A 4,815-nucleotide genomic window follows, 5' to 3' on the forward strand; every position below is an offset into this window, starting at 1 on the left:
TGCCCTCTGGCGGGGTCAAGGGGCAGAGCCCCTTGCCGGGGCCTGGGGGCGGAGCCCCTTGCGTGGGCATCGGGCAGCGCCACCAGCGGGGTGCAGGGGCAGCGCCCCTGATTCTTCCCTACCGCCGCCGCGTGACGAAGAGGATGCACCAGCCGCCGAGCGCCATGGTGGCGGCGATGAACAGGAAGCCGTAGGCGTGGCTGCCGGTGGCGTCGCGCACCATGCCCACCAGGGTGGGGCCCACGAAGCCGCCGGTGTTGCCGATGGAATTGATGAGCGCCACGCCGCCCGCGGCCGCCGCGCCGGACAGGAAGCCCGTGGGGATGGTCCAGAAGGGGCCGAGCATGCCCCACAGGCCCATGGTGGCGATGGTGAAGCAGGCGAGGCTCCACCAGGGGCCATGCGCGCTGCCGAGCCATTGGCTGACAGGGAGAAGGCTCAGAAGAAAACCGCAGGCGCTGACGAAGAGCGGCCCGGCGGTGTGCCAGCGACGCTCGCCGGTGTGGTCGGAATGGCGGCCAACCAGGACCATGCCCAGCACGCCGCCCAGGTAGGGGATGGCGGACAGAAACCCCACGCGCACAGGTGTCGCGCCGGGGCCGAGGATTTCGCCGATGATGGTGGGCATCCACATGACCAGCCCGTACATGCCCACGCACAGCGCGAAGTAGGCGATGGAAAGCAGCCACACGCGGCGGTCGCGCGCCAGGGCGGCAATCACCCCGCGCAGGCCGTGGGGCTCCTCGCTTGGCGCTTCGGCCAGTTCCTGGGCCAGGGCGGCGCGTTCGGCGGGCAGCAGCCAGTGCGCATCCTCCGGGCCGTCGGGCAGCAGGCGCAGGACCGAGAAGCCCAGCAGCACGGCGGGAACGCCCTCCAGCACGAACATCCACTGCCAACCCTCAAGGCCCCACACGCCGCCCAGCCCCAGCAGCAGGCCGGACAGGGGCGCGCCCACGATGCCCGCCACGGGAGTTGCGGCCATGAACAGGGCCACGGCGCGGGCGCGGCGCTGGGGCGGGTACCAGAGCGTCAGGTAGTAGATGATGCCGGGCAGAAAACCGGCCTCGGCTACGCCGAGCAGGAAGCGCAGCACGTGAAAGCTCCAGGCCGCGTGCACCAGGGCCATGCCGCAGGCGGCGATGCCCCAGGTGATCATGATCCGCGCGATCCACAGCCGCGCGCCCACACGACGCAAAATGAGGTTGCTCGGCACCTCGCACAGCACATAGCCCGCGAAGAACATGCCCGCGCCCAGGCCGAACACCGAGCTGGTGAAGCCCAGGGACTGCGACAGGCCCGGCGCGGCGAAGCTCACGTTCACGCGGTCCAGGTAGGCCACCACGTAGAGCAGGAACAGGTAGGGCAGCAGCCGCAAATCGATCTTGCGGCGCAGGGCGGCGAGGGCGGACTGGCTCATGCGCGCCCTCTACTCCAGGCGGGCCGTGGGGGCAATAGGTCGGGCGCGGCACTGGGTGCTGCAGGCGAAGGTCTCGCCAGCCCTGACGGAGTCGTTCCTCGCTGGATTTTTCCCATTCGGCCTGCCCCAACGGAGAAGCCCCGGAGCGCAAGAGCGCTCCGGGGCTTCTCCGTTGGCCTGCGGGTCCAGGGGGTGCATACCCCCTGGCGGGGCCTGGGGCAGAGCCCCAGCTTCCAACCTACTTCCCCTTGCTCCACAGGGCCAGCACCACCAGCCGCCAGAGCATGTTCTTGTGGTTCTTGCCGTGGGCGTGCTCCTCGGCCAGGGTCAGGGCGGCGTCCAGACGCAGGTGCTCCTTCAGGGCGGGCGCGGCCTGGGAGAGCGCCTCGCGCACGAAGCCGCGCATGGGTCCGGCCATCCATTCGCGGATGGGCAGGTCGAAGCCCTGCTTGCGGCGGTAGAGCACATGCGGGGGCACGCGGGTTTCGGCCATGCGCTTGAGCAGGTATTTGGTCTCGCGGCCGCGCACTTTCAGGCGCACGGGGAAGCGGGCGAAGAGCTCCACGAGCTTCTGGTCCAGCAGGGGCGAGCGCACTTCCAGGGCGTGGGCCATGCTGGCGATGTCCATCTTCACCAGGAGGTCGTCGGGCAGGCTGGTGCTGTTGTCGATGAACAGGATGCGTTCGACGGGGTTCTGGGCGCGCTCGTAGGCGCGGCGCAGCCAGGGCAGGAACCAGTCGGCGTGGGCCTGGGCCACGGCGCGCGCGGTCTGCGGCGTGTACAGGCGGTCCTTCATGGGCTTCATGCGGCCTTCGGCGCGCAGAAGGGGCTTGGCCTCGGGCCAGATGTTGGCGGCCAGGGACTCGCGCAGGGCCTGGGCCAGGCTGCTGTCCGAGGCGGTGAGGGCGCGCAGGGTCTGATCGCCCGGCAGGGGCGGGGTGACAAGCGCGTTCAGGGCGCTGGCCATGCGCGCGTGGCGGTAGGTGGGGTAGCCGCAGCACAGCTCGTCGCCGCCGTCTCCGCCCAGGGCCACGGTGATGTGGCTTCTGGCCATGCGCGAAAGGGCCAGCGCGGGCAGGGCGGAGTCGTCGGCATAGGGCTCGCCGTAGCGTTCGACGACCTCCGGCAGCATGGCCAGGCTGGCCGGGGGCATGATCTCGTGGTGCAGGGTGATGCCCAGGTGCTTGGCCACGGCCTGGGCGTGGGGCAGTTCGTTGTACTTCTTTTCGCCAAAGCCGATGCAGAAGGCCTGCACCTTGCCGGGGCACAGCTCGGCCAGCACGGCGGCCACAAGGCTTGAATCCACCCCGCCGGAGAGGAGCAGGCCCAGGGGCACGTCGGACTCCAGGCGCAGGCGCACGCTTTCGCGCAGCTCGGCCCAGGCCAGATCGAGGGCTTCGGCCTCGGAGATGTTCAGCTTGTCGCGGAAGTCCATCTCCCAGTAGCGGCGGATGGAGAGGCCGGCGGCGGCGCGGCAGGAATAGGTGGCGCAGCAGCCGGGGGGCAGCTTGCGCACGCCCTTGAGGATGGTTTTGGGCGCGGGCACGTAGCCCAGGCTTAAGTAGAGGTCCAAGGCCTCGGGGTCCAGGGCGCCGCCGTCCAGGGTCGGGCAGTCCGGGTGGGCGCGCAGGGCGCGGATTTCAGAGGCGAAGACCAGGCCGGAATCCGCCTCGAAGTAGACCAGGGGCTTTTTGCCCAGGGGGTCGCGGGCGAGGAAGAGCTCCTGTCTCGCCGCATCCCAGAGGGCGAAGGCGAACATGCCGCGCAGGTGCTTCAGGCAGTCCTGGCCGTGGATGCGGTACATGGCCAGCAGCACCTCGGTGTCGCCCGTGGTGCGGAAGGTTTCGCCGCGCTTTTCGAGTTCGGCGCGCAGAGCGCGGAAGTTGTAGATCTCGCCGTTGAAGACGATGACGTTGCCCGTGTGCGGGTCGTGCATGGGCTGGCCCGCGCGCTCGTCCAGGTCCAGAACGGAGAGGCGCGCGTGGCCCAGGGCCGCGTGTTCGCAAGCCCAGCGCCCGGTGGCGTTGGGCCCCCGGTGGGCTATGCCCGCCAGTACGCCCTCCAGGCGCGCCGGAAACTGCCCGCGCAGGTCGGCGTCGCGCAGGCCGCCTGCGCGTATGTGTCCGCAAATGCCGCACATGCAGGGTGTTCCTTACAGGCCCAGCACGCGCCGGAAGTAGTCCACCGTGGGCTTCAGGCCTTCTTCCAAACGGATCTGCGGTTCCCAGCCCAGGGCGCTTTTGGCCAGGGTGATGTCCGGCTTGCGCTGCATGGGGTCGTCCTGGGGCAGGGGCTTGTGGATGATTTTGGAGCGCGAGCCGAGCAGGGCGATGACCTTCTCGGCCAGCTCCAGGATGGTGAACTCGCGCGGGTTGCCCAGGTTCACCGGACCGGTGAAGTCGTCGGGCGTGTTCTCCATCAGGCGCACCAGGCCGTCCACCAGCTCGTCCACGTAGCAGAAGGAGCGGCTTTGGCCGCCGTCGCCGTAGACGGTGATGTCCTCGCCGCGCAGGGCCTGCACGATGAAGTTGGAGACCACGCGGCCGTCGTTCACGGCCATGCGCGGCCCGTAGGTGTTGAAGATGCGCGCCACCTTGATGCGCAGGGCATGCTGGCGGTGGTAGTCGAAGAAGAGCGTCTCGGCGCAGCGCTTGCCTTCGTCGTAGCAGGCGCGCGGACCGATGGGGTTCACGTTGCCCCAGTAGTCCTCGGTCTGCGGGTGCACGCTCGGGTCGCCGTAAACTTCGGATGTGCTGGCCTGCAGGATCTTGGCCTTGATGCGCTTGGCCAGGCCCAGCATGTTGATGGCTCCGTGCACGCTGGTCTTGGTGGTCTGCACGGGGTCGTGCTGGTAGTGGATGGGCGAGGCCGGGCAGGCCAGATTGTAGATCTCGTCCACCTCCACGTAGAGCGGGAAGGTCACGTCGTGGCGCATGAGCTCGAAGCGGGGCTGGCCCAGCAGGTGGCGGATGTTTTCCTTGCTGCCGGTGAAGTAGTTGTCCACGCAGAGCACATCGTGCCCGGCGCTGAGCAGCCTTTCGCACAGATGCGAGCCCAGGAAGCCTGATCCGCCGGTGATGAGGATGCGTTTGTTCTCGGCCATGTGCTCTCCCGCGTGTCAGTGTAGTGGAGCGTAGGGGCTCAATAAGCTGAATCCCGCCAGGGCACAAGTCCGCATGGCGGGTATGGATTCAGCCGCAACGCACACGAGTTGAGTATGAATTCTATATTCGTGCTACCAATTTCGAAAAGAATGGGGTAGCGGTGCCAGATGTTGAAACGTGGGGGAGACGGGGGGCTTTGTTATGCCCGGCGCCTACAAAAAAGAAGTTTAGCAGTAGCGAATACTTACGCGAGAGACTTTCAAATTGCGCCCCCTTTATCTAAAGTGCTTATAT

General features: G+C 68.0%; 3 protein-coding genes. All 3 read right to left on the bottom strand.

Features of this window, described 5'->3' with window-relative positions; translation table 11 throughout:
• Positions 1-118: 118 nt before the first annotated feature.
• Positions 119-1,417: an MFS transporter gene (locus VN419_RS13015; RefSeq protein ID WP_325647648.1), complete on the bottom strand. Its 1,299-nt coding sequence runs from the start codon at positions 1,415-1,417 to the stop codon at positions 119-121.
• 238 nt (positions 1,418-1,655) lie between these two features.
• Entirely contained in the window at positions 1,656-3,557 is a 1,902-nt protein-coding gene (gene asnB / locus VN419_RS13020; protein ID WP_325647649.1) for an asparagine synthase (glutamine-hydrolyzing), read from the bottom strand.
• 12 nt (positions 3,558-3,569) lie between these two features.
• Positions 3,570-4,520, bottom strand: coding sequence for a UDP-glucuronic acid decarboxylase family protein (locus VN419_RS13025; protein ID WP_325647650.1), 951 nt, complete (start codon positions 4,518-4,520; stop codon positions 3,570-3,572).
• Positions 4,521-4,815: the final 295 nt, after the last annotated feature.

This window comes from Humidesulfovibrio sp., assembly GCF_035560995.1.
In the GTDB taxonomy this organism is placed as follows: Bacteria; Desulfobacterota; Desulfovibrionia; order Desulfovibrionales; family Desulfovibrionaceae; genus Humidesulfovibrio.